Source organism: Streptococcus sp., from assembly GCF_019414905.1.
In the GTDB taxonomy this organism is placed as follows: Bacteria; Bacillota; Bacilli; order Lactobacillales; family Streptococcaceae; genus Streptococcus.
Window position 1 is genome coordinate 1 of the sequence record NZ_DXLC01000002.1, and the last position, 1,691, is coordinate 1,691.

A 1,691-nucleotide genomic window follows, 5' to 3' on the forward strand; every position below is an offset into this window, starting at 1 on the left:
CAGTCGGTGGCATGATCGAGGTGGCTGGGGTAACCTACGTCGTTCTACCAGGACCTCCAAGTGAATTGAAACCTATGGTCTTAAATGAGTTGCTTCCAAGATTGATAACGGGATCTAAGCTCTATTCACGTGTGCTTCGTTTCTTTGGCATTGGTGAAAGCCAACTAGTGACCATTCTATCAGATTTGATTGACCAGCAGACAGATCCAACCTTGGCACCTTATGCTAAAACTGGGGAAGTGACCCTTCGCTTATCGACCAAGGCTAAGAGTCAAGAAGAAGCGGATCGTGTTCTAGATACTTTAGAACAAAAAATCCTTGAAAGAGAAACTTTTGAGGGTGTTTCACTTCGAGAAATTTGCTATGGCTATGGGGAAGAAACCAGCTTGGCTAGCCTGGTAGTAGAAGAGTTGAAAAAGCAAAAGAAAACTATCACTGCAGCAGAAAGCTTGACTGCAGGTCTTTTTCAAGCTACCTTGGCTGATTTCTCAGGTGTGTCTGCTATCTTTAAAGGTGGTTTTGTAACCTATAGTCTTGAAGAAAAAGCTAAGATGCTTGATATTCCACATGCTGAATTGGAAAAACACGGAGTCGTCTCAGCCTTTACTGCTGAAAAAATGGCTGAACAGGCGCGAATCAAGACCCAGTCAGATTTTGGCATTAGTTTGACAGGAGTGGCTGGACCAGATAGCCTAGAAGGACATCCAGCAGGTACAGTCTTTATCGCTTTGGCGCAAGCTTCAGGGACAGAAGTTATCCAGGCCAATATCGCAGGCAGAAGTCGAGCTGATGTCCGAGAAATTGCAGTCTTACATGCTTTTAACCTAGTTCGCAAAGCTTTATTAAGTGCTGGAGATTTGTTATAATAGAAGAAGGTCTAAGGACTATTAGAATACAGGAGAATAAAATGGCGAAAAAACCAACAAAAAAATTAGACGAAATTGGCAAAAAATTCGGTGCTGATCGTGAAAAAGCCTTGAACGATGCCCTTAAATTGATCGAAAAAGACTTCGGTAAGGGGTCAATCATGCGTTTGGGTGAGCGTGCCGAGCAAAAAGTCCAAGTGATGAGTTCAGGCTCTTTGGCACTTGATATTGCTCTTGGATCAGGTGGTTATCCAAAGGGACGTATCATTGAAATCTACGGGCCAGAATCATCAGGTAAGACAACGGTTGCCCTTCACGCTGTAGCACAAGCACAAAAAGAAGGCGGAATTGCTGCCTTTATCGATGCGGAGCACGCTCTTGATCCAGCCTATGCAGCAGCGCTTGGTGTTAATATCGATGAATTGCTCTTATCACAACCAGACTCAGGTGAGCAAGGTCTTGAAATCGCAGGGAAACTGATTGATTCAGGTGCAGTTGACCTTGTTGTTATCGACTCAGTTGCTGCCCTTGTACCTCGTGCGGAAATAGATGGAGATATCGGAGATAGCCACGTTGGTCTTCAAGCTCGTATGATGAGCCAGGCTATGCGTAAACTCGGGGCTTCTATTAATAAGACTAAGACAATCGCTATCTTCATCAACCAATTGCGTGAAAAAGTAGGGGTTATGTTTGGTAATCCAGAGACAACTCCTGGTGGACGTGCCCTTAAATTCTACGCTTCTGTCCGTTTGGATGTTCGTGGAAGCACACAAATCAAGGGAACTGGTGACCAAAAAGATACCAACGTTGGTAAAGAAACTAAGA

General features: G+C 44.2%; 2 protein-coding genes. Both read left to right on the plus strand.

From position 1 onward, the window contains the following. Window positions 1-866, plus strand: an 866-nt coding sequence (locus tag QZ359_RS00045; protein ID WP_293944575.1) for a nicotinamide-nucleotide amidohydrolase family protein, incomplete at its 5' end; no start/stop codon positions are given. 41 nt (window positions 867-907) lie between these two features. Then, window positions 908-1,691 (plus strand): recombinase RecA (recA, locus tag QZ359_RS00050; protein ID WP_293944577.1); only part of this gene is annotated, 784 nt, incomplete at its 3' end.